Genomic DNA, 21,970 nt, shown 5'->3' on the forward strand with positions numbered 1-21,970 from the left:
GGCCCATGATGTGCAACGGCCGTGACCGGCCGTTGTGGTGCACGGCACAGTAGGGCGTTCCGCTTGCCGCAGTCTCGCTTTTTGCCGAAACCGGTGAAGTACGGTGAAGTCGCCTGACATCAGGGCATCTGTCGACCGTGGAGCCCGGAGCGCGCGCCGGGTCATCTGTCGATCCGTATGGTGGCGCCCGCCAGCTGGTCGGCGACCTGCCGGATGTCGGCCTCGACCATGATTCCGGCCAGGTCGGCGACCCGGACCTTCGGTTCCCAGTCCAGCAGGTCCCGGGCCTTGGACGCGTCGCCGATCAGCGCGTCGACCTCGCTGGGGCGCTCGTACTTGGGGTCGTAGCGGACGTACTCCCGCCAGTCCAGGTCCGCGTGCCCGAAGGCGACCTCGACGAACTGCCGTACGGTGGCGGCCTCGCCGGTCGCCACCACGTAGTCCTCCGGTTCGTCGCGCTGGAGCATCCGCCACATGGCGTCCACGTACTCGGGTGCGTAGCCCCAGTCGCGCACGGCGTCCAGGTTGCCCAGGTACAGCCGGTCCTGCAGGCCCGCCTTGATCCTGGCCACCGCCCGGGTGATCTTGCGGGTCACGAAGGTCTCACCGCGGCGCGGCGACTCGTGGTTGAACAGGATGCCGTTGACGGCGTACATCCCGTACGCCTCGCGGTAGTTGACCGTCGCCCAGAAGCCGAAGACCTTCGCGCAGCCGTAGGGGCTCCGCGGGTGGAAAGGGGTGTGCTCGCTCTGCGGCGGCGGGGCCGACCCGAACATCTCGGAGGACGAGGCCTGGTAGATCCGCGCCTCGGTGCCGCTGGCGCGTACCGCCTCCAGCAGCCGCAGGGTGGAAAGACCGGTCACGTCGCCGGTGTAGAGCGGCGCGTCGAAGGACACCCGGACGTGGGACTGGGCGCCGAGGTTGTAGATCTCGTCCGGCCGCAGGTCGTGCAGCAGGTTGACCAGGGCGACACCGTCGGTGAGGTCGGCGTGGTGCAGGACGAAGGACCGGTCTGCGGCTTGCGGGTCCTGGTAGATGTGGTCGATGCGCTCGGTGTTGAACGACGAGGAGCGGCGCACCAAGCCGTGCACCGTGTAGCCCTTCTCCAGCAGCAGTTCGGCGAGATAGGAGCCGTCCTGCCCGGTCACGCCGGTGATGAGCGCGGTCTTGCCCATGCGTTCCCCCAACTGCTCTCGGTTCAGGTCCGTATGAATGCGGAATTAATGCCCGAACAGCCAAAGTGTGCTGACACAATGCTGTTCATGACGGAACTACTGCCGGACGGTGCCCGGGTCTTCGTCGCGGGGCACCGCGGCCTGGTCGGCTCGGCGGTGGTCCGCCGCCTCACCGCCGAGGGTCACCCCGTGCTGGTGCGGACCCGCGCGGAGCTCGACCTGCGCGACGCGGCGGCGACCGCCGCCTGGCTGCGTGAGACCCGGCCGGACGCGGTGGTGCTCGCCGCCGCAAGGGTCGGGGGGATCATGGCCAACTCGACCCACCCCGTGCAGTTCCTCGAGGACAACCTGCGGATCCAGCTGAGCGTCATCGCGGGTGCGCACGCGGCCGGGATCAGCCGGCTGCTGTTCCTCGGGTCGTCGTGCATCTACCCCAAGTTCGCCCCGCAGCCGATCCGCGAGGACGCGCTGCTGACCGGCCCGCTGGAGCCGACCAACGAGGCGTACGCGCTGGCGAAGATCGCCGGGATCGTGCAGGTGCAGTCCTACCGCAGGCAGTACGGCGCCGCCTACATATCGGCGATGCCCACCAACCTCTACGGTCCCGGCGACAACTTCGACCTGGCCACCTCGCATGTGCTGCCCGCGCTGATCCGCCGCTTCGACGAGGCCGCGCGGGAGGGTGCGCCCGAGGTGACGCTGTGGGGCAGCGGCACCCCGCGCCGCGAATTCCTGCACGTGGACGACCTCGCCGCGGCCTGCACGCTGCTGCTGCGCGAGTACGACGCCGACGAGCCGGTCAACGTCGGCTGCGGCGAGGACCTGACCATCAGGGAGCTCGCCGAGACCGTCGCCGAGGTCGTCGGCTACCAGGGCGGCATCGGCTGGGACACCACCAAGCCGGACGGCACCCCGCGCAAACTGCTGGACGTCTCCCGGCTGTTCGCGCTTGGCTGGCGCCCCGGCATCGCCCTGCGCGACGGGGTCGCGGCCGTCCACGGACTGTGGCGGGCGCAGGCCGGGGCCGAGGCGGCGGCCCCGGGCGCCGGGTCTGAGCCGGACCCGGGCCCGGATGAGCCGGCTGCCGCCCACTAGTACGCCCCGCGGCCGTCGACCACGGCCCGCACGGTGCGGGCCATGACGTCCAGGTCGCCGGCCAGCGACCAGTTGTCCACGTAGCGCAGGTCGAGCGCGAGCGTCTCGTCCCACGACAGGTCGGAGCGCCCGCTGACCTGCCACAGCCCGGTGAGGCCCGGCTTGACCGCGAGCCGGCGCAGCGCCGTCTCGTCGTAGTGGTCGACCTCCTCCGGCAGCGGCGGCCGCGGCCCGACCAGCGACATCTCGCCGCGCAGCACGTTGACCAGCTGCGGCAGTTCGTCCAGCGAGCAGCGCCGCAGGAAGCGGCCGACCGCGGTGATCCGCGGATCGCGCCGCATCTTGAACATCAGCCCGTCGTGCTCGTTGGCGCCCGTACGCTCCAACTCGGCCTTGCGGGCCTCGGCGTCGGCCACCATCGTGCGGAACTTCCACATGGTGAAGTGCGTCCTGTGCTGGCCGCAGCGCACCTGCCGGTGGAAGGCGGGACCCGGCGAGGTGAGCCGTATCGCCGCCGCGACCACGCAGAACAGCGGTGCCAGCAGCACCAGTCCGAGCGCCGCGCCCGTCTTGTCGAGCGCCGTCTTCAGACCGACCTGCACCCCGTGCCTGACCGGCGGTGCGATGTGCAGCACCAGCAGCCCGGCCGTGGCGTCCAGGCCGATCCGGCTCACCTGCACGTCGATCAGGCCCGGCAGCAGCGCCACCGGCAGCCCCGCGTCGTGCAGGCGCCAGGACAGCCGGCGCAGCCGCTCGGCCGGCAGCCGCGGCCCCGGCGCCACCAGCACCAGTTCCGCGCTGTGCTCATGTGCCGCCCGTAGTACGGCCGCCGCGTCGTCCGCGTGCGCCGCCGGGGCCAGCGCGCCGAGCCGTTCGGTCACCGGCGCCCCGCACTCGAGTTTCGCGCTGCCCACCGGGACCACCCCGACGACCACGTACGCGTGCTCGGTCCTGGACGCCAGATGTCCCACCACATGGTCGGCGGCGCCCGGTTCACCGATGACCAGCACCCGGCGCACCGCGTGCGCCTCGCGCCGGGCGGCGATCAGCCGGTGGTAGGTGACCCGGCGGCAGACCGTCGTCAGCAGTGGCGCCCAGGCGAGCCCGGCGAGCGCCGACGAGGGCTCCGCGACCTCGCCGACGGCGGTGCGCAGCACCGCGAGCACCCCGAGCAGCACCATCCAGTCGCCGAGCACCTGGAGGCTGCCGCGGCTCTCGCCGAGCGCGCCCGCCGTGTAGCGCCGCCGCGCCGCTCTCACCGCCGGCCAGGCGACGGCGGCGGCCAGCGCACACAGCAGCGGGTGCGACTGGTGGCTCACCTGCAGCATCACCGCGGTGGGCACACCCGCGCCCAGCGCGTCCCCGGCCAGCGCGACCGGCAGGTACCAGGCGGCCTTCCGGCCGTACCCCTGCTGCCGGCCGCGCCGGCCTGCCGCCGCCACGCGCCCGTGCTCCTGGCGGTCTCGCCGCCGGGAGCGGGGCAGTGGCACAGGCGCGCCGAGCGTGCCGGCGGCAGAGGCCGGTTGTCCCTGTGCTCCGAACCCGAGCGGATTTCCGTTCCGCCCGGTTCTCCGCTCACTTGCAACGGGTATCACTGGTATCGCCGACTGTGCTTCGACACGCCGCATGGACCCCCCAGGCACCTCGCGACCTTCGACGCCCTTCCACTTCCCCAAGTGGCGGCTCGCCGTGGTATTTGCGAACGCTAGGCCAACAGGCCTTCCTTCCGCTGTGGTTTACGCATATTCGAGCCGATGTTATGACCGAGTTAACATAGCTATGGCGCGCGGTTGGCCACACAGTGTAAGGGTGGCGTTACGCGAGTCAACGCCCCTTACAGTTGGGGCTTGTGCCTACCGTGCCCCTTCCCGACGACCTGCGTGCGGCTCTCGCAGACCAGCTGCGGTCCACCGCCCCGAGCGCGGCATCCGCGCAGGTCGAGCGGCTGATGGTGAGCTACCGCGGGACGACCCCGACCGCCGCGCCGATCCTGCGCGACGCGGCCGATGTCGCCGCCTACGCCGCGTACCGGATGCCCGCCACCTATGCCGCTGTCAGAACGGCCCTCGGCGCATTCCGCTTGCGCTCCGGCGACTGGAGCCCGCAAACCCACCTCGACCTCGGCGGCGGAACCGGGGCCGCCACGTGGGCGGTCGCCGACGCCTGGCAGGACGCGGGGCACCGCAGCACCGTGCTGGACTGGTCCCAGGCCGCACTGACCCTGGGCGCCGCCCTGGCGAAGGCCGCGCACACCCCTGCCGTACGCGACGCCGAGTGGACCAGGCAGCCGCTGGGCGGCACGCCCCGGCTGCCGCGGACCGACCTGGTCACCGTCTCCTACGTACTCGGCGAACTCCCCGCCGCCGACCGGGAGTCCCTGGTCACCGCCGCCGCAGAGGCCGCAGGCGGGGCGGTCGTCGTGGTCGAGCCGGGCACCCCTGAGGGGTACGCCCGGGTCATCGCCGCCCGCGACCGGCTCATCGCCGCCGGGATGCGCGTCCTCGCCCCGTGCCCGCACGACGACACCTGCCCGGTCACCGGCGACGACTGGTGCCACTTCGCCTCGCGGGTGCAGCGCACCGCCCTGCACCGGCAGATCAAGGGGGCGTCGCTGCCCTACGAGGACGAGAAGTTCAGCTACGTCGCCGCCGCCAGGTTCCCGGCCGGGCCGGCGGACGCCCGGGTGGTGCGGCACCCGCAGATCCGCAAGGGGCTGGTCCTGCTCGACCTGTGCGTGCGCCCCCCGGCGCTGACCCGCACGACGGTGAGCAAGCGGCAGGGCGCCGACTACCGCGCGGCCCGCGACACCGAGTGGGGCGACCCCTGGCCCCCGGCCGCCGGCAGCGGGGAGGACGGCACCCCGCAGCCGTAGCAGCAGTCGCGGCCGCGCGGCAGCCGGATCGCGGTACGGCCTTCAGAGCCAGCCGATACGGCGGAAGGCGCGGTAGACCACCGCGGACAGCACCGCCGTCACGCCCACCATCAAGGGGTAGCCGAACCTCCAGCCCAGCTCAGGCATGTGGCGGAAGTTCATGCCGTAGAAGCCGGCGATCATCGTCGGGATCGCCAGGATCGCCGCGGCGGCGCTGATCCGCCGCATGTCGACGTTCTGCTGCACGGCGAGTTGGCTGAGATTCGCCGCCAGCAGGCCGTCCACCAGCTCGCTGTACGCCGTCAGCCGCTCCTTCACATGCGACAGGTGGTCCGACACGTCACGGAAGTAGCGCCGCATCTCCGTGCCGATCAGCCCGTCCGCGCCCTCCGTCAGCCGCTCCAGCGGGCGGGTCGTGGGGTAGACGGCGTGCTTGAACTCGATGAGCTCCCGCTTGAGCTGGTAGATCCGCTCCGCGTCGTCGCCGTGGGCGGTGGAGAAGACGTCGGACTCCAGGGTGTCCACGTCGAGTTCGACCGCGTCCGCGACGTCCAGGAAGTCGTCGGTGACCTGGTCGGCGATGGCGTGCAGCACCGCGGCGGGGCCGTGCCTGAGCATGTCGGGCCTGGCCTCCAGGGCCGAGCGCACCCGGGCGAGGCCGGGAGCGCTGCCGTGCCGGACGACGACCACGAAGTCAGGACCGAGGAAGATCATCAGCTCGCCGGTGTCGACGACCTCGCTGGTCGCGGTCAGCTTCTCGTGCTCCACGAAGACGATCGTCTTGAGCACCAGGAAGAGCGTGTCGCCGTAGCGCTCCAGCTTCGGCCGCTGGTGCGCCTGCACCGCGTCCTCGACCGCCAGCGGGTGCAGCCCGAAGACCTCGGCGATCTCCGCCAGGTGCTCGGCCTCCGGCTGGTGCAGCCCGATCCACGCGAAGCCGCCCCGCTTGCGTGCCTCGTCGAGCGCCTGCTGCGGCGGCAGCGACGCCGTCCGGCAGCCTTCCTCGTACACCGCGCAGTCCACCACGACGTCCGCTGTGCAGCGGCGCTGCTCGGGCACGCCCTCCGCGCTCTCCAGGGTGTGCCACCGGCCGCCGCGCCGCCACTGCCGGCCGATCGCCCGCCTGGCCACCGCCGTGGTCCTGTGCTGCTTCATCGTGCTTTCTCCAGTACCGCCATCGCCGCGTTGTGCCCGGGGACACCACTGACCCCGCCGCCGCGGACCGCGCCCGCGCCGCACAGGTAGACGTTCGCATACGAGGTGCCCACGCCCCACCTGCCTGTGGTGTCCTTCACCTCGTCCCCCGCGTACGGCCACGACAGGTCGCGGTGGAAGATGTGCCCGCCGGGCAGCCCCACCTCGTGCTCCAGGTCCTGCGGCGACTTCGCCTCGATGCAGGGCCGCCCCCGCGCGTCCAGCGCCAGGCAGTTCTCCAGCGGCTCGGCGAGCACCGCGTCAAGCTGCGCCAGGGTGGCCCGCAGCAGCGCCTCCTTGGCACCCGCGGGGTCGGCCGCGAAGAGCCGCGCGGGCGCGTGCAGGCCGAACAGCGTGAGGGTGTGCGTGCCGCGGCCGGCCAGTTCCGGGGACAGGATCGACGGGTCGGTCAGGCTGTGGCAGTAGATCTCCGACGGCGGCGCGTCCGGCACCTGGCCGGCCGCGGCCTGCTCGTACGCCGCCTGGAGCCCGTCGTAGCCCTCGGCGACGTGGAAGGTCCCGGCGAAGGCCTCCCGCGGGTCCACCCAGCCGTCCCGCAGCCGCGGCAGGCGGCGCAGCAGCATGTTGACCTTGAGCTGGGCGCCCTCGGGAGCCGGCTCGGGCCGCTGCTCGCCGAGCAGGCCGGCCAGCGTGTAGGGGGAGGCGTTGACCAGGACGTCCCGTGCCCCGACGATGCGGCCGTCCGCCAAGGTCAGCTCCGCCCGTACCCCGTCGGCCGCGAGACCGGTCACCTCGGTGCCGGTGGCGATCTCCGCGCCGGCCGCCCATGCCGCGTCCGCCAGCGCGTCGGTGAACGCGCCCATGCCGCCGACCGGCACGTCCCAGTCGCCGGTGCCGCCGCCGATCACGTGGTAGAGGAAGCAGCGGTTCTGCCGCAGCGACGGGTCGTGCGCGTGGGTGAAGGTGCCGATCAGCGCGTCCGTCAGCACGATGCCGCGCACGACGTCGTCGGCGAAGGCCGCTTCCACGGTCTCGCCGAGAGGCCGCTCGAAAAGCGCCGACCAGGCCTCGGTGTCGCCCACCCGGCGCTCCAGTTCCGCCCGGCTCGGCAGCGGCCGGGTGAGCGTCGGGAAGACGGCCCGCGCCACCCGGCCGGTCATCGCGTAGAAGCGCTCCCAGGCCTCGTACTCCCGGTCGGACCCGGTCAGCCGTGCGAAGCCGTCGCGGGTCCTCGCCGGATCCTGCGCGTCGACCAGCAGCCCGGCGTCCCCGTAGGGCGTGTACGAGGAGATCCGGCGCCGCCGGACCGCGAAGTCCAGGCCCAGGTCGTCGACGATCTTCCTGGGCAGGAGGCTGACCAGGTACGAATACCGCGACAGCCGGGCGTCGAGCCCGTCGAACGCCCGGGTCGACACGGCGGCGCCGCCGACCGCGCCGAGCCGCTCGACCACCAGTACGGTGCGGCCGGCCCTGGCCAGGTAGGCCGCCGCCACCAGCCCGTTGTGCCCGCCGCCCACCACGACCACGTCGTATGCCATCCGAGCACCATAGGGCCTGTCCGGCGGATCACGGTGGACCAGCCCGCGCCGTCAGGTGCCGTGCACCGCACCGGCGGACGGCCCCGGTGCGCAGGCGGGTCCCGGGGCCGGAAGGGCGGTCAGGACTTGTCGTCCCAGCGGGGGTCGGTGTCCCATTCGAGATTGCGCTCCGCCGCCCGCTCCATCGCGTGTTCCGCCTCCGCCTTGGAGGCGTAAGGCCCGAAGCGGTTCTTGGACGGGCAGTCCGGGCCCTCCTCGGCCCGCTTGTGCTCGATGCAGTAGAACCACTCGCCCGGCTTGCCTGCCGGCTTCTTCACTCGGAAGACTGCCATCTGCCTCTCCTGTCGTCGCGCCGGGCGGAGCCCCATGCGGCCAGCCTGCCCGATCGTGCGCCGATACACTCGTCGGTATGTCTGGTCAGTCGCTGCTCGTCCCCGGCAAGCTCTCCCCCGTACGGCAGGTGCCTGCCTCGATCCCGCGCCCCGAATACGTGGGGAAGCCAGGACCGGCGCCCTACACGGGCCCCGAAGTGCAGGACGCGGAGACCGTGGGCCGGATGCGGGTCGCGTCGCGGATCGCCGCGCAGGCGATGGCGGAGGCGGCGAAGGCCGTGGCGCCCGGGGTGACCACCGACGAGCTGGACCGGATCGCGCACGAGTACATGATCGCCCACGACGCGTACCCGTCCGACCTTGGCTACCGCGGCTTCCCGAAGTCGCTGTGCACCTCGCTCAACGAGGTCATCTGCCACGGCATCCCCGACTCCACGGTGCTGCGCGACGGCGACATCGTGAACCTCGACGTGACCGCGTTCATCCACGGCGTGCACGGCGACTGCAATGCCACCTACCTCGTCGGCGAGGTCGACGAGGAGTCGCAGCTGCTGGTGGAGCGCACCAGGGAGTCGCTGGCGCGGGCCATCAAGGCGGTCAGGCCCGGCCGGCAGATCAACGTGATCGGCCGGGTCATCGAGTCCTACGCGAAGCGCTTCGGCTACGGCGTGGTCCGGGACTTCACCGGCCACGGCATCAACACGTCCTTCCACTCGGGCCTGATCATCCCGCACTACGACGACCCGCGGGCGACCACCGTGATGCGTCCCGGCATGACCTTCACGATCGAGCCGATGCTGACCCTCGGCACCCACGAGTACGACGTGTGGGACGACGGCTGGACGGTCGTCACCAAGGACCGCAAGCGGACGGCCCAGTTCGAGCACACCCTGGTCGTCACCGACGACGGTGCGGAGATCCTGACCCTGCCGTGAGAGCCGGGCCGCGGCGGGTAGGGTGGCGGCGATTGTGCGGATGACTTGTTGAGGAGCCGACGCGCCATGTACCGCCGCAGGTTGTGCCTCGGGGCCGCCGCCATCGCGCTGACGCTGCCGCTGGCCGGCTGCATGACGGTGCACGGCGAGCGGGAGAACATCCCCTCGGTGGGCGAGGGCGAGGCCGCCCGGGTGCTGGCGAACTTCGCCGCGGTCAACAACCGGATCGGCAGGACGTACGACGCCAAGGGCGTCACCGCGGTCGAGTCGGGCGCGCTCGGCACGACCGACGAGGCAGGTCTGCGCGCCAAACACACCAACAACCCGGCAGGCAACCCCGGTTACCGGCCGCTGGTCTTCTCCGACTCGCGGTACCTGATACCCCGGCAGGTCGGCTGGCCGAAGTACTTCGTCGCCGACACCGCCACCAACCGCGCCACCGGGGCGCGTTGGCTGCTGGTCTTCCGGCGGTCAGCCGCCGGCCTGCCGTGGAAGGCGTCGTACGTCGCGTCGATCGCCACCGCGGACCTACCGGAATTCGCCCGTGACAAGGCCGGCCACCCGATCGCCCTGGGCATCGCCGGCACCGACCTGCTGGTGCAGCCGGGCAAGTTGAGCGCCGAGTACGCTGCTTACCTCGGCGGCAGCGGCGCGAGCGACGTCTTCGCCGAGGGGCCGTCCACCTCGCAGCTGCGCAGCGACCGCAACGCCCACGCCAAGACCGCGAACTCGGTCACCCAGTACGTCGACCAGGCCGCCTCCGGCGGCGACCTCACGCCCGTCGCGCTGCGGACGGCCGACGGCGGGGCGCTCGTCTTCTTCGCGTCGCACCACCAGTCGAGGGCCACCTTCAGGACCGGCTACAAACTCGCGATGGACGCGGACACCAAGGCCCTCATGACGGGCACCCCGCGCACGTCGGTCACCCTCACCCGCCTCGGCGACGAGGCGGCCACCGTCCCGGCGGCAGGCGGCGGCAAGGTGGTCTTCCTCAGCCGGGTCGTCGGCCTGGTCTCGGCCAAGGGCGAGTAGGACCGAGGGCAGCGGGTCAGCGCAGCCAGGTGGCCGGTTCGCGCTCCGGCTCGTAGGAGAACTGGGCGCAGGCGTCGGACAGCACGTCGAGCACCGGCAGCGGGTCGGGCAGCGGCAGGTCGGGACCGTGCTGGGGCAGCCACTCGACGGTGTGGCCCGAGGGCAGCCGGGAAGGCGGCAGGAGCACGTAGCTGCCGCGGGAGTGCCAGCGGATACCGGGGTGCTCGTCGGCGGTCTCGGGGTGGCTGTCCAGCTCGCAGGGCCACCACTCGTCCTCGTCCGCCGGATTGCCGCGGGTCTCGGTGAAGAACAGCAGCCGGTCGGCGCGGGCGGCGACCGGGCCGAGCGTGGCGCCGTCGGCGATCAGCCGTTCGATGGCGAGCCTGCCGGCCTCGGCGGGGACGTCCAGGACGTCGTGGGCGATGCCGGTGGCGGTGACGAAGTTGGCCAGCGGGTCGGTGCGCAGCCAGTGGTCGAGCTTGTCCCGGTCGGTGCTGGCCTGCGTCTGCCAGGCGAGCGAGACCGGGTGGACGGCGGGGATCGGACAGCCGATGCGCTCGCAGGAACAGCCGAAGTTGGCCGGGTGCGCGGCGGGCGCGACCGGGAAGCCCGCGATGGCGGCGGCCTTGACCAGAGGGTCCCGGCGCAGGTCCGGCTCCGCTGCCCGGGCGGCAGCAGAAGTGCCCTCCGTGCGGCGGCGCACCCACTCGGACAACCTGCTCTTGCCTGCCATCGAGCTCCTTCCCTCGCCCCCGTCCCGCGGTGTCCACGGTACGCGGCTGGTGGAGGACATCCTCCCTCTTGCCGGGAATGAACACCCACCCGGGGTGGAAGTGTTCCCCCGGAAGGCGTTCCCGACGGCATGTCGGCAAGCCATTGACTTAGGTATGCCTAAGTTGCCAGGATCGGGCCGTCGACCAGCGGTCCGCCCGCCACGAACCGGAGGCCCCATGCCCGCCGAGCCCTTTTCCGCCGTCATCCGTGCCGCGAGCAGGCAGCAGCACACCGAGGCGGAGAATTCCGCCTTCATGGCCGACATGCTCGGCGGCCGGCTCGGCGTCGCTGCATACGCCCGGTACACCGAGCAGCTGTGGTTCGTCTACCGGGCGCTGGAGGAGGGGGCCGCAGGACTCGCCGAGGACCCGGTGGCAGGGCCGTTCGTCCAGCCCGAGCTGCTCAGAGTGGCCGCGCTGGAACGCGACCTCGGGCACCTGCTCGGCGAGGACTGGCGGCAGCGGGCGTCACCGCTGCCCGCCACCGCCCGCTACGCCGCCCGGATCACCGAGACCGCGGCCGGCTGGCCCGCCGGCTACGTCGCGCACCACTACACCCGCTATCTGGGTGACCTTTCCGGCGGCCAGGTGATCCGCGGCATCGCGGAGAAGACGTGGGGCCTGCCGCACAAAGGGGACGGCGTCCGCTTCTACGTCTTCGAGGACATCGCCAACCCGGCCGCCTTCAAGCGGGACTACCGCAAGCTGCTGGACGAGCTGCCGGTGGACGACCTGGAACGGCAGCGGGTGGTGGAGGAGTGCCGGGTCGCGTTCGCGCTGAACAGCGCGCTTTTCGCTGCGCTGGGCGAGGCCTTCCCGCGCACCGCCTGAGCCCGGGGCGGCCGGTCCTGGCGGGCCGAGCGCCGCGGTGCCGCCCGGGACGGCGGTCGGCGGCGGTCGGCGGCGCGACTGCGCGTGAGCGGGCGCGGGCGGGCGCGGGCAGGCCGTTTTCCCGGGAAACGTATACGACGGGTGAGCCGAAGGGCGCGGGGTTCACGCCGCGGCCGCGGCGGGCGGCCGGCGGCGCCTGACCAGGCACCGCCCGCGGCTGCCGGGACGCGGGCGCGCCGGTCCTTCCGCCGGAGGGCCCGCCCGTCCTGCCCTTGGTCCGCCCGCCGGTCCTGCCCTTGGTCCGCCCGCCGGTCCTGCCGCCGGTCCTGCCCGCGGGGCGGTCGCCGGTCCTTCCGCCGGTCCGCCCGCCGGTCCTGCCCCCGGTCCTGCCTGCGGGGCGGTCGCCGGTCCTTCCGCCGGGCCGCCCGCGGGTCCTGCCCGCGGGTCCTGCCCGCGGGCCGCCCGCCGGTCCTGCCGCCGGGGGGCCGCCGGTCCTGCCGCCCGTCCTGCCTGCGGGGCGGTCGACGAGCCGCCCGCTCGGGCGCCATGACACGGCCGTCATGGCCGGAACGGCCGCAACATCTGCGGCAATCCGCGGCTTCTGCGCGAAGTCAGGCCTCGAAAAGCCCGACCAGGCGCACAATCCTCCTAAGTACGTTCCCCCGCCGGGCCGACCGTCCGGCGCGGGACGGCACTGTGCACCCCAGGCACACTCACCACCACGAGGAGCCCTCATTGCGCACTGCGACACCCCGCCGGTATCTGATGTGCCCCCCGGCGCACTTCCGTGTGGCCTACTCCATCAACCCGTGGATGGACCCCGACAAACCGGTGGACCCGGCCCTCGCGCTCTTCCAGTGGGAGGACCTGCGCGACCGCTACCGCACCCTCGGCCACACCGTCGAGATCCTGGACCCCGTCGCGGGTCTGCCCGACATGGTCTTCGCGGCCAACGGCGCCACCGTCGTGGACGGCCGGGTGCTCGGCGCGCGGTTCGCCAACCCCGAGCGGGCCGCCGAGGCCCCGGCGCACCTCGCCTGGTTCAGATCGCGCGCGGCCGGCTTCGCGGACGTACGGGAGCCCGAGCACGTCAACGAGGCCGAGGGGGACTTCGCCGTCACCTCGTCCTGGCTGCTCGCCGGCCAGGGCTTCCGCAGCAGCCCGCTCGCGCACGACGAGGCGCAGGAGTTCTTCGGACGGCCGGTGATCAGCCTGGAACTGACCGACCCGCGCTACTACCACCTCGACACCGCGCTGGCCGTGCTGGACGACGGCGCCGACGAGATCATGTACTACCCCGGCGCCTTCTCGCCGGGCTCCAGGGCCGTCCTCGCCCGGCTCTTCCCCGGCGCGCTGCTCGCCTCGGCCGAGGACGCGGCCGTCCTCGGGCTCAACGCCGTCAGCGACGGGCTGAACGTCCTGCTGCCGCGGGAGGCGACCGGGCTCATCGGGCCGCTGCGGGACCGCGGTTACGCGCCGGTCGGCGTCGACATGTCGGAACTCCACAAGGCGGGCGGCAGCGTCAAGTGCTGCACGATGGAGCTGCGGCCCGCCCCGCGGGCCTGACACCCGCCGCGCCGGGTGATCCCCGCCACCCGGGCGGGGCACCCGGCGCCGTACCGCCCCGCACCTGGCAGGATCGCCGTCATGACTAACGCTGACGACAGCAAGACCGCCCCTGCCAAGGCCCCGGTCAAGGACCCCCGGGAGCTGCCCGACGTGTCGGGCCTGGTGGTCGGGGTACTCGGCGGCACCGGCGACCAGGGCCGCGGCCTGGCCTACCGGCTGGCCAGGGCCGGCCAGCAGGTGATCATCGGCTCGCGCGACGCCGAGCGGGCGCGGGGCGCCGCCGCGGAGCTCGGCCTCGGCGTCGAAGGCGCGGACAACGCCGAGTGCGCGCGGCGCAGCGACGTGGTGATCGTCGCCGTGCCGTGGGAGGGCCACGCCAAGACCCTGGAGTCGCTGCGCACGGAGCTGGCGGGGAAGCTCATCGTCGACTGCGTCAACCCGCTCGGTTTCGACAAGCAGGGCGCGTACGCCCTCACGCCCGACGAGGGCAGCGCCGCCCAGCAGGCCGCCGCGCTGCTGCCCGACTCCCGGGTCACGGCCGCCTTCCACCACCTGTCGGCGGTGCTGCTGACCAACCCGGAGATCGAGAAGATCGACACCGACGTGATGGTGCTCGGCGAGGTCCGCGCCGACACCGACATCGTGCAGGCGCTTGCCGCCCGCATCCCCGGCATGCGCGGCATCTTCGCCGGCCGCCTGCGCAACGCCCACCAGGTCGAGTCCCTGGTGGCCAACCTGATCTCGGTCAACCGCCGCTACAAGGCCCACGCGGGCCTGCGCCTGACCGACGTCTGAGCCCCCGTGGCGGGCCCGCCCGCCACGGGGTCCCGTGCCGGGGCGGCACCAGGCCTGCGCGGCCCCGCGCAGGCCTGGTGCCCGCGGACAGGCCCGTGCGGGTGCGTTCGGGGTGTGATCCGGCGCCGCGGCGGCAGGTGCAACCCCCGTGCGCGGGCCGCGGTGCCGGTTCGGTGCCGGGCTCAGGCGACGCGCAGGACGACCTTGCCGCGGCGGGCCCGCGCAGGCCTGGTGCCCGCGGACGGCCCGTGCGGGTGCGTTCGGGGTGTGATCCGACGCCGCGGCGGCAGGTGCGCCCGGGTGCGCGCGTGCCGCGGTGCCGGTTCGGTGCCGGGCTCAGGCGACGCGCAGGACGACCTTGCCGCGGCGGCCCCGCTTCTCCAGCGCGGCATACGCGGCTGCCGCGCCGGACAGCGGCACCACCTGGTCGACCGGCACGGTCAACCGCCCGGCGTCGACCAGCCGGGTGAGTTCGACCAGGCCGTCGCGGTCCGGCTCGACCACGAAGAACGCCCCGCGCGGCCCGTGGCCGTCCCCGCCCTCGCGCTGCGGCGGGGACACGATGCTCACCAGGACCCCGCTGTTCCGTAGCACCTGCCAGGAGCGCTGCTGCGTGTCGCCGCCCGCGGTGTCGAAGACCACGTCCACCTCGTCGACCACGTCCTCGAAGCGCTCCGCCCGGTAGTCGAGGGCGCGGGCGGCGCCCAGTCCGCGGACGAAGTCCAGGTGGTCGGCGCCCGCGGTGCCGATCACCTCGGCGCCGAGCGCCACCGCGATCTGCACGGCAAGCGAGCCGACGCCGCCCGCGGCACCGTGCACCAGGACCCGGCCGCCCTCGCGCAGGCCGCCGTGCCGCACCAGGCCCTGCCACGCGGTCAGCCCCGCCAGGGTGAGGGCGGCGGCCTCGTCGAAGCCCAGGCCCGCCGGTTTCGGGGCCAGCGCCGCGGCCGGCACCGCGGTGAACTCGGCGGCGGCGCCGTCCCGGTTGAAGGGGATCAGCCCGAAGACCTTGTCGCCCACCGCGGGGTCCCCCTCGCGGTCGGCGCCGGGCCCGGCCGCGACGACCACCCCCGACACCTCCTTCGCCGGGATCGCCGGCAGCCTCGGCTCCCCGCCGGGGTCCAGGCGGTCGGTCCAGGTGGCGTCCCAGGTCAGCTCGTCCGGGGTGATCGACGCCGACCGCACCTCGACCAGCACCTCGCCGTCGCCTGGCACGGGGCGCGGGGCGACCTCGTACACCAGTACCTCGGGCCCGCCGCGCCGGTGGCCGCGTACCGCGTGCATGGTGGTGTCCACAGGGACGTCCTTTCCGATCCGGTGGCGCTGTCGTGTCCAGTCAACCGGCTCCGCGGGCCGCCCGCCTCCCCGCCGTGGCCCATGGGGGACAATGGGCGCAGCCAGCCGTACGCGCACGGACAGGAGCCGTCCACCCCATGCCCCGCCTCGCCCTCTACGCACTCGTCGTCTGCGTGCTCGCCGTCGCCGCCGCGGTCGTGTCCTTCGTCAACGGCAACTGGCTCGGCGTGGTGTGGGTGCTGCTCGCGGGCGCGTCGAGCAACATGTGGTGGTATTACCGCCGCAAGGCCCGGGCGGAGTCCGGAAGCGCCGCCTGAGGTCCCGGCGGCCGCGGATCCTGCCTCCGGGGGTCAGTGCTTCCAGAAGCGGAAGAGCCAGTAGCCGTAGTCCACGGCCACGCCCGGCACCTTGAACCAGCCCATCACGTGGTAGACGCCCTCGAAGAACTTCTCGTTGACCGCGGGGATGTAGAGCACCCCGAAGGTGGCGATCAGGCCGAAGGGCGCGAAGACCTCCGCCTGGCGGCGGACGCTGTAGGGCAGCCACGGCTCCCAGATGCCGTAGCCGTCCAGGCCCGGGATCGGCAGCAGGTTGAGGAAGGCCGCGCTGACCTGGAGGAACGCCAGGAAGCCGAGCGCGACCAGGAACGTCTGCGGCCAGCTGTCGAGCGCGCCCATGGTGAAGGGCAGCATCAGCAGGACGGCGAACAGCACGTTCGTCAGCGGGCCCGCGGCCGAGATCATGCTGTGCCGCCACCGGCCGTGGATGCGGCCCCGCTCGATGAAGACGGCGCCACCTGGCAGCCCGATGCCGCCCATGATCACGAAGATCACCGGCAGGATGATCGACAGCGCGGCGTTGGCGTACTTCAGCGGGTTGAGGGTGAGGTAGCCCTTGTCGCCGACGGTGATGTCGCCGCTGTGCAGGGCGGTCCTGGCGTGGGCGTACTCGTGCAGGCACAGCGAGACGACCCAGCCGGACACGACGAAGAGGAAGACCGCGAAGCCCGCGTCGGAGGCGAACCCGCTCCACACCGCCCACCCGGACACGGCCATGACCGCCGCGATGCCGAGGAAGACGGGGCTGACCCCGCGCGCACCGCTGCCGCGGGCCTGACGAATCGGCGTGACGCTCATGAGAGTGCTCCAGCTTCCGGACGGTGACGTGCCCCGGGGGACGTCGGCGCCCCGGGCGCCCGATCATCCCATGCGGGGCGGCCGGCTGGTCGCCGCCGCCGAGGCGACTCCGCAAGAATGGTGCGGTGCGATACACGATCCTCGGCACCACCCAGGCCCTGCGGGACGACGGGGAGCCGGTCGCCCTCGCGGGCGGCCGGCTCCGTGCGCTGCTCACGGCGCTCGCGCTGCGGCCCGGCCGGGTGGTCACCGCGGACGTGCTGATCGACGAGGTGTGGGACGGTGACCCGCCGGCCGGGGCCACCGGGGCGCTCCAGGCCCTGGTCGGGCGGCTGCGCAGGGCGGTGGGGCACGACGCGGTCGGCTCGGTCGAGGGCGGCTACCGGCTGGCGGCCGCGCACGACGACGTCGACCTCTACCGTTTCGAGCGGCTCGCCGACGAGGGCGCGCGGGCGCTGGCCGACGCCGACCCGGTGAAGGCCTCGGGGCTGCTCGCGGACGCGCTCGCGCTGTGGCGCGGCCCCGCGCTCGCCGACCTGCCGGACCGCGGTACCGCGGCGGTGCGCAGCGAGGCCCTGCGGCTGGACACCCGGCGGCTGCGGCTGACCGCGGAGCTCGAACTCGGCCGGGCCGCCCACGTGTTGCCCGAGCTGGCGGGCCTGGCCGCCGACCACCCGCTGGACGAGCCGCTGCACGCGCTGTACATCCGCGCGCTGCGCGCGGCCGGCCGCACCGCGGACGCGCTGGCGGCTTACGAGTCGGTGCGCCGGGCACTGGCCGACGGGCTCGGGGCCGACCCGAGCCCTGAACTGCGGTCGCTGCACGCCGAACTGCTCAATCCCGAGGACCGCCGGGACCACCGCGACCACCCGGACGGACGGGCCGTCACCCGCCCGCGGCCCGGCGGCGGCACCGGCAGGCCGGGGGGCAACGCGCGTGCCCGGCTGACCAGTTTCGTCGGCCGGGAGGCCGAGATCGCGGCGGTGGGGGCCGACTTGTCGCGGGCCCGGCTGGTGACGATCACCGGCCCAGGCGGCACCGGCAAGACCCGCCTGTCGCAGGAGGCGGGCGACCTGGTCGCCGGGCGCTGGCCGGACGGCGTCTGGTATGCCGAACTCGCCCCGGTCAGCGATCCCCGCACCCTCCCCGAGGCCGTGATCAGCTCGCTCGGGCTGCGTGACACCCAGTTGCACGGCGGCGCGGCGGAGACGGCGATCGCCGTCGAGACCAAGGCGAAGGACCCGCTGCGCCGGCTCGCCGACCACCTCGCGCCTCGCGAGATATTGCTCGTGCTGGACAACTGCGAGCACGTGATCGACGCGGCGGCCACGCTGGCCGAGCGGCTGCTCGCCGACTGCCCCGGCCTGGCGGTGCTGGCCACCAGCCGTGAACCGCTCGGCGTACCCGGGGAGTTGGTGCGCCCGCTCGACCCGCTGCCGGAACCCACCGCGCTGCGGCTGCTGGCCGACAGGGGAGCCGCCGCCCGCCCCGGCTTCTCGGTGGACGACGACCCGGCTGCCTGCGCCGAGCTGTGCCACCGGCTCGACGGGCTGCCGCTGGCGATCGAGCTGGCCGCGGCCCGGCTGCGCAGCCTGTCCCCGCGCGGGCTCGCCGACCGGCTCGACGACCGCTTCCGGCTGCTCACCGGCGGCAGCCGCACGCTGCTGCCCCGGCAGCAGACCCTGCGGGCCGTGGTCGACTGGTCCTGGGACCTGCTCGACCCGCCGGAGCGCACCCTGCTGCGCCGGCTCGCGGTCTTCCGCGGCGGCTGGACCCTCGAAGCGGTCGAGGCGATCTGCACGGACCTGCCCGCCGAGGATCCCGCGGCCCCTGGCCGGCCGGGGCGGCCGTCGCCGATCGACGCCCCCGACGTCGCCGCCCTGCTGGCCTCCCTGGTCGACAAGTCGCTGGTCCTCGCCGAACTGACCGCGGACAGCGACCGCTACCGGATGCTGGAGACCATCTCCGAATACGCCGCCGAGCGGCTGGACGAGTCGGGCGAGCGGGCCGCGGTCGAGCGGCGGCACATGACGTACTTCCGCGAATACGCCCGCATCGCGGACCCGTTGCTGCGGAAGGCGGGCCAGCTGGTCTGGTTCGAGCGGCTGGAGCGCGAGCACGAGAACCTGCGGGCCGCACTGCGCCGGGCGGTGGACGGCGGGGACGAGGAGGAGGCGCTGCTGCTGGTGCTGGGCTGCGCCTGGTTCTGGGAGGTGCGCAACTACGCCTCCGAGCGGCGCTACTGGCCCAAGCAGGTCAGCGAGCTCGGCGAGGACCCCTTCGGCGGGCCGCCGATCACCGAGCCGATCGAGCGCGGGCCGCTGGAGGACCCGCCGCCGCTCAGCCCCGAGCAGCTGATCGAGGCCCGCCGCTGGGTGCGGGTGATCCAGCTGGCCGCCAACGAGAACGACACGGAGTGGTGGACGGAGCCGAGCATGGCCGGCCTGGGCGAGTCCATGATCGCCAACTACCCGCCGCACCTCCCGCAGTCGGCACGCGTACCCGGCATCCTGCGGCCCTACGGCGCCTTCTTCACCGGCCGGTTCGACCAGCTGCCCGTCCTGGTCGACGAGACCGTGGACGCCTGCCGCCGCCACCACCGCGACTGGGAGCTGGCGTTCGCGCTGCAACTTCGGGCGAAGGTCAACAACGACGTCATCGAGCGCATCGCGGACTCGCTCCTCGACGTCGGCGAGAGCCGCCGGATCTTCGAGCGGCTCGGCGACGAGTGGGGCATGGCGGAGACGCTGTCGGCGGAGGCCGAGGCAGCGAGCAACGCCGGCGACTGGGCGCACGCCGCCGAGTGCTGCGTCCAGGGCATCGAGCTGGCCCGCAAGATCGGCTCCCACCAGCGGGTCCCGGTCCTCACCGTCAGGCTCGGCGACTCGCTGGTCAACGCCGGCCGGGTCGAGGAGGGCATGCGCAAGCTCTGGGAGGGCGTGGACGACGCCGGGCGCTTCGGCCACGACAGCGACGGCGCCGGCTTCTACGGCAGGATCCTGCTCGCCGGTGCGCTCAGCCACACAGGGAAGGCCGCCGAGGCGCTGGCGCTGGTCGAGGAGACGATGCTGGACAGCGAGGCCGCCGTCGGCCAGCCCGGCTTCGTCGTCGGCATGCTGATGGGCCTGAAGGGCTATCTGGTCGGCACGCTCGGCGAACCCGAGGCGGGCCTGGCCCTCATGGAGGAGGGCGTCGGGGTGCTGGCCGCGCACCCGCTGGCCCACGTGATCACCCCGCGGCTCGGCATCCTGCTCACGCCCGGCACCATCGAGCTGCTCGGGGTGCTGGCCGAGCAGGGCGCCTCCTCCCCGGTCGCCGAGGCCCGCGCGCGCCGGGCCGCGATCCTCTCCAACGCCCACGACCGGCTCCGCCCGTCAGTGGTGCCGCCCTCGGAGGCCCTCGAACTGGCCCGCTCCAAGGACCGGTTGCTGCGTGTCCTGGGGGAGGAGGGCTACGCCGCCGCGTATGCGGAAGGCGACGGCCTCGATGCGGACGAGGCCGTCGCCCTGATGCGCGACGTGGTCTGAGAGCCGCCGGGCGCGGCGCCCGTCAGGTCTTCTTGCGGAAGCGCGCCACCGCGAGCGGTGCGGTCACCGCGGTGATGCCCACCGCCCAGGCCAGCGTGATCCACACCGAGTGGGCCACGGGGCCGCCGTTGATCAACGCGCGGGCCGCGTCCGCCAGGTTGGACAGCGGATTGACCTTGGTGAATCCCTCGAGCCAGCCCGGCATCGTGGTGGGCTTGGCGAAGATCGAGCTGCCGAACTGCAACGGCATCAGCACGAGCATGGCGACCCCCTGAACCGCCTGCGGCGTTTTCATGGTCAGACCCAGCAGGATGAAGATCCACATCAGCGAGGCGCCGAAGACGGCCGCCAGGGCGACGGCCCCGAGCAGGTGCAGCACATCGGTGTGGACGGTCAGGCCGAGCGCGAACCCCACGCCCAGCAGGATCACGGTGGCGATCATCATGCGGCCCAGCTCGACGACGATCTTGGCGATCAGTACCGAGGACCGTGCGATGGGCATCGTACGGAACCGGTCCATGACCCCCTTCTTGAAGTCGTCGTTGATGCCGGTGCCGACGGCCATCGCGATGTTCATGCCCATCATCGCCATCAGGCCGGGCACCACGTAGTTCACGTACTCCTGCTGGTTGCCCTTGCCGGAGACGGCGCCGCCGAAGACGTAGACGAACAGCAGGGTGAAGATGATCGGCATCAGCAGGACGTCGAACATCGACTCCGGGTCCTGCTTGATCTGGAGCATGTTGCGCCGGGCCAGGGCGCCGATGTGCCGCAGGTTCGCCCGCAGCCCGATCCGGCCCTCGTCGGCCGTGATGGCCTTGGCCGGCCGGTCGAAGGCGGCCGTGGCCGTGGTCATACCGTCACCTCTTCCTTGTCGTCCGCGAGCGCGGGCTCCGCCGCGGTCTGCGGGGCGGCCTTCTTGCCGGTGATCGCCAGGAACACCTCGTCCAGGCTGGGCAGATGGGTGCCGATGTGGGCGATGCCGAAGCCGCGTGCCGCCAGCAGGCCCACCACCGCGGTCAGCTGCTCGTCGGTGAGGATCGGCACCAGGACCGTGCCCGCCGCCGGGTCGGTCCGTACCCCGGCGATCCCGTCGAGGCCCGCCTCGCCGACGGCCGCGGCCATCGCGCCGAGCATCGCCGGGTCCGAGGGCGCGATCTGCAGCGTCCGGCCGCCGACCTTCGCCTTGAGCTCCGCCACCTTGCCGTTGGCGATCACCTTGCCGCGGTCGATGACCGTCAGCTCGCCGGCCAGCTGCTCGGCCTCCTCCATGTACTGCGTGGTGAGCAGTACGGTCGCGCCTTCCGCGACCATCCGCTGGACCTCTTCCCACACCTCGTTGCGGGTCCGCGGGTCGAGCCCTGTGGTCGGCTCGTCCAGATACAGCACCGCGGGGTGCCCGATCATGCTCGCCGCGAGGTCGAGCCGGCGGCGCATGCCGCCCGAATACTGCATCGCGGGCCGCTTGGCCGCCTCGGTCAGCGAGAACCGCTCGAGCAGCTCGTCCGCCCGGGACTTGGCCTCCCTGCTCGGCAGGTCGAGCAGCCGACCGATCATGTAGAGGTTCTCCCGGCCGGACAGCTTCTCGTCCACCGAGGCGTACTGCCCGGTGAGGCCGATCACCCGGCGCAGCTGCCGCGGCTGCCTGAGCACGTCGTAGCCGGCCACCCTCGCGGTGCCCGCGTCGGGCTTGACCAGTGTGGAGAGCACCCTGACCAGGGTGGTCTTCCCGGCCCCGTTGGGCCCGAGCACCCCGAGCACCGTCCCCTGCCGTACATCGAGGTCGACCCCGTCGAGTGCCTTGGTCTGGCCGTAGTGCTTGACCAGCCCCCGTACCTCGACGGCGGCGCCTTTTTCCTTCGGTCGCGTCGTCATGTCCCCAACGATGCCCTGCCCTCCCGACACGGCA

Annotated in this window: 19 protein-coding genes; 9 read left to right on the top strand and 10 right to left on the bottom strand. The window is 73.1% G+C overall.

Translation table 11 applies throughout. From position 1 onward, the window contains the following. Window positions 1-161: 161 nt before the first annotated feature. Complete coding sequence (gene gmd / locus ACGFMP_RS07935; RefSeq protein ID WP_393671002.1) at window positions 162-1,175, bottom strand: GDP-mannose 4,6-dehydratase; 1,014 nt, start codon at window positions 1,173-1,175, stop codon at window positions 162-164. Window positions 1,176-1,253: 78 nt separating this feature from the next. Between gmd and ACGFMP_RS07940 the strand changes: the two genes are divergently transcribed. Then, window positions 1,254-2,270: a GDP-L-fucose synthase family protein gene (locus ACGFMP_RS07940; protein WP_393671003.1), complete on the top strand. Its 1,017-nt coding sequence runs from the start codon at window positions 1,254-1,256 to the stop codon at window positions 2,268-2,270. Here the strand turns inward: ACGFMP_RS07940 and ACGFMP_RS07945 are convergent. Next, window positions 2,267-3,598 (bottom strand): sugar transferase, encoded by a 1,332-nt coding sequence (locus tag ACGFMP_RS07945; protein ID WP_393671371.1) that lies wholly within the window; start codon window positions 3,596-3,598, stop codon window positions 2,267-2,269. The two genes, ACGFMP_RS07940 and ACGFMP_RS07945, sit on opposite strands and share 4 nt — an antisense overlap. A 521-nt stretch (window positions 3,599-4,119) precedes the next feature. Here ACGFMP_RS07945 and ACGFMP_RS07950 point away from each other — a divergent pair. Next, window positions 4,120-5,142, top strand: a complete 1,023-nt coding sequence (locus ACGFMP_RS07950; protein WP_393671004.1) for a small ribosomal subunit Rsm22 family protein — start codon at window positions 4,120-4,122, stop codon at window positions 5,140-5,142. A 42-nt stretch (window positions 5,143-5,184) separates the two neighbouring features. Here the strand turns inward: ACGFMP_RS07950 and corA are convergent, their stop codons facing one another. From corA to ACGFMP_RS07965, 3 genes are all read right to left on the bottom strand, one after another. Continuing rightward, window positions 5,185-6,297, bottom strand: a complete 1,113-nt coding sequence (gene corA, locus ACGFMP_RS07955; protein WP_393671006.1) for a magnesium/cobalt transporter CorA — start codon at window positions 6,295-6,297, stop codon at window positions 5,185-5,187. Further along, window positions 6,294-7,835 carry a phytoene desaturase family protein gene (locus ACGFMP_RS07960; protein WP_393671008.1) on the bottom strand — a complete coding sequence of 514 codons (1,542 nt, stop codon included), beginning with the start codon at window positions 7,833-7,835 and terminating at the stop codon, window positions 6,294-6,296. Before ACGFMP_RS07960 ends, corA begins: the two co-directional genes overlap by 4 nt. Before the next feature lie 119 nt (window positions 7,836-7,954). Further along, the gene (locus ACGFMP_RS07965; protein ID WP_393671009.1) at window positions 7,955-8,167 is read right to left on the bottom strand and encodes a hypothetical protein; all 213 of its coding nucleotides are present in this window, start codon (window positions 8,165-8,167) and stop codon (window positions 7,955-7,957) included. Window positions 8,168-8,244: 77 nt separating this feature from the next. Here ACGFMP_RS07965 and map point away from each other — a divergent pair, with 77 nt between their 5' ends. Then, on the top strand, window positions 8,245-9,102 hold the full coding sequence (map, locus tag ACGFMP_RS07970) for a type I methionyl aminopeptidase (protein ID WP_393671010.1): 858 nt from the start codon (window positions 8,245-8,247) through the stop codon (window positions 9,100-9,102). 66 nt (window positions 9,103-9,168) lie between these two features. Beyond that, entirely contained in the window at window positions 9,169-10,134 is a 966-nt protein-coding gene (locus ACGFMP_RS07975) for a hypothetical protein (protein ID WP_393671011.1), read from the top strand. 16 nt (window positions 10,135-10,150) lie between these two features. Here ACGFMP_RS07975 and ACGFMP_RS07980 read toward each other — a convergent pair whose 3' ends face one another. Further along, entirely contained in the window at window positions 10,151-10,867 is a 717-nt protein-coding gene (locus ACGFMP_RS07980) for a bifunctional DNA primase/polymerase (RefSeq protein WP_393671012.1), read from the bottom strand. 217 nt (window positions 10,868-11,084) lie between these two features. Between ACGFMP_RS07980 and ACGFMP_RS07985 the strand changes: the two genes are divergently transcribed. The 3 genes from ACGFMP_RS07985 (at window position 11,085) to npdG (ending at window position 14,102) form a co-directional block, all read left to right on the top strand. After that, window positions 11,085-11,738 (top strand): heme oxygenase (biliverdin-producing), encoded by a 654-nt coding sequence (locus ACGFMP_RS07985; RefSeq protein WP_393671013.1) that lies wholly within the window; start codon window positions 11,085-11,087, stop codon window positions 11,736-11,738. 696 nt (window positions 11,739-12,434) lie between these two features. Then, entirely contained in the window at window positions 12,435-13,304 is an 870-nt protein-coding gene (ddaH, locus tag ACGFMP_RS07990) for a dimethylargininase (protein WP_393671014.1), read from the top strand. Between the two features lie 81 nt (window positions 13,305-13,385). Further along, window positions 13,386-14,102, top strand: coding sequence for an NADPH-dependent F420 reductase (npdG, locus tag ACGFMP_RS07995; protein ID WP_393671015.1), 717 nt, complete (start codon window positions 13,386-13,388; stop codon window positions 14,100-14,102). A gap of 336 nt (window positions 14,103-14,438) precedes the next feature. Here the strand turns inward: npdG and ACGFMP_RS08000 are convergent, their stop codons facing one another. Next, complete coding sequence (locus ACGFMP_RS08000) at window positions 14,439-15,398, bottom strand: NADP-dependent oxidoreductase (protein ID WP_393671016.1); 960 nt, start codon at window positions 15,396-15,398, stop codon at window positions 14,439-14,441. A gap of 137 nt (window positions 15,399-15,535) precedes the next feature. On the opposite strand from ACGFMP_RS08000, the gene ACGFMP_RS08005 reads away from it, so the two are divergent. Continuing rightward, window positions 15,536-15,715, top strand: a complete 180-nt coding sequence (locus ACGFMP_RS08005; protein WP_393671017.1) for a hypothetical protein — start codon at window positions 15,536-15,538, stop codon at window positions 15,713-15,715. A 33-nt stretch (window positions 15,716-15,748) separates the two neighbouring features. On the opposite strand, the gene ACGFMP_RS08010 is transcribed toward ACGFMP_RS08005, so the two are convergent. Beyond that, window positions 15,749-16,534, bottom strand: a complete 786-nt coding sequence (locus ACGFMP_RS08010; RefSeq protein WP_393671019.1) for a site-2 protease family protein — start codon at window positions 16,532-16,534, stop codon at window positions 15,749-15,751. Window positions 16,535-16,659: 125 nt separating this feature from the next. On the opposite strand from ACGFMP_RS08010, the gene ACGFMP_RS08015 reads away from it, so the two are divergent. Further along, entirely contained in the window at window positions 16,660-20,061 is a 3,402-nt protein-coding gene (locus ACGFMP_RS08015; RefSeq protein WP_393671021.1) for a BTAD domain-containing putative transcriptional regulator, read from the top strand. A gap of 22 nt (window positions 20,062-20,083) precedes the next feature. Here ACGFMP_RS08015 and ACGFMP_RS08020 read toward each other — a convergent pair whose 3' ends face one another. Both ACGFMP_RS08020 and ACGFMP_RS08025 read right to left on the bottom strand, forming a co-directional pair. Further along, complete coding sequence (locus tag ACGFMP_RS08020; RefSeq protein WP_393671023.1) at window positions 20,084-20,917, bottom strand: ABC transporter permease; 834 nt, start codon at window positions 20,915-20,917, stop codon at window positions 20,084-20,086. Beyond that, window positions 20,914-21,936, bottom strand: a complete 1,023-nt coding sequence (locus ACGFMP_RS08025) for an ATP-binding cassette domain-containing protein (RefSeq protein ID WP_393671024.1) — start codon at window positions 21,934-21,936, stop codon at window positions 20,914-20,916. The genes ACGFMP_RS08020 and ACGFMP_RS08025 overlap by 4 nt, the downstream gene beginning before the upstream one ends. Between the last annotated feature and the right edge of the window lie 34 nt (window positions 21,937-21,970).

The sequence above is a fragment of the Streptomyces sp. NPDC049040 genome (assembly GCF_043197715.1).
Lineage (GTDB): Bacteria > Actinomycetota > Actinomycetes > Streptomycetales > Streptomycetaceae > Actinacidiphila.